The 1000-nt window shown below is 74.8% G+C and carries 1 protein-coding gene; it reads left to right on the forward strand.

The genetic code is table 11. The annotated features are described in order from the left end of the window. A partial coding sequence (locus IE142_RS34805) for a polyketide synthase dehydratase domain-containing protein (protein ID WP_191889407.1) occupies positions 1-1000 on the forward strand: 1000 nt, incomplete at both ends.

The following is a 1000-nucleotide window of genomic DNA, read 5'->3' on the forward strand; positions in this document are numbered from 1 at the left end:
GAGGCGTTCTTCGCCGGCACGGTTGCCCGCCGGGTGGACCTGCCGACCTACGCCTTCCAGCACACCTACTACTGGCCGGAGACGTACGGGTCGGCTGGCGACGTGTCCGGGGCCGGGCTCGAGTCCGTGGAGCACCCGCTGCTCGGCGCCGCCGTCGAGCTGCCGGACGACGGCGGCGTCATCCTGACCGGCCGACTGTCCTTGCGGACGCACCCGTGGCTGGCGGATCACGTGGTACACGGCCGGGTGCTGTTCCCCGGCACCGGTTTCGTGGAGCTGGCGCTGCGCGCCGGCGACGAGACCGGCCTGCAGCAGATCGAGGAGCTGACGCTGGCCGTCCCGCTGGTGCTGCCCGAGACCGGCGCGGTCGCCGTGCAGGTGCGGGGTTCGGCCCCCGACGCGAACGGCCGCGCCGAACTCGACATCTACTCCCGCGACCGCGACGGAGAGGAATGGATCCGGCACGCCACCGGCGTCCTCACCGCGGCGGCCGTCGAACCGGCCTGGGACGCGGCGCACTGGCCGCCCGCCGGAGCCGTCGCGCTCGACCTCGCCGGCTTCTACGACGGAACCGGCTACGGACCGACCTTCCAGGGCGTCACTGCCGCCTGGCGCGTCGGCGACGACGTGTTCGCCGAGGTCACGCTGCCGGAGCGGGTCCGCGACGTGGCGGCCTTCGGCATCCACCCCGCGCTGCTCGACGCCGTGCTCCACGGGGCCGCGTTCCTCGAGGGCGCCGAGCCCGGCACGCTGCTGCCGTACGCGTGGACGGGCGTGGGACTGCACGCGAGCGGCGCGGCCACCGTGCGGGTGCGACTGAGCGGCTCCGCGTCCGCCGGCATCGGGATCGCGGTCGCCGACGGCACCGGCGGGCCTGTCGCGACGGTCGGCACGCTGCACCTGCGAGCCCCCGAACGCCTGGACCGCGCGGATTCGCTGTATCGGGTGGAGTGGTCGGTGCCGGTGCCGTCGGTGGATGCGGGTGGGGTGCGGTTCGTGG

The organism is Streptomyces mutabilis (assembly GCF_014649815.1).
GTDB lineage: Bacteria > Actinomycetota > Actinomycetes > Streptomycetales > Streptomycetaceae > Streptomyces > Streptomyces mutabilis.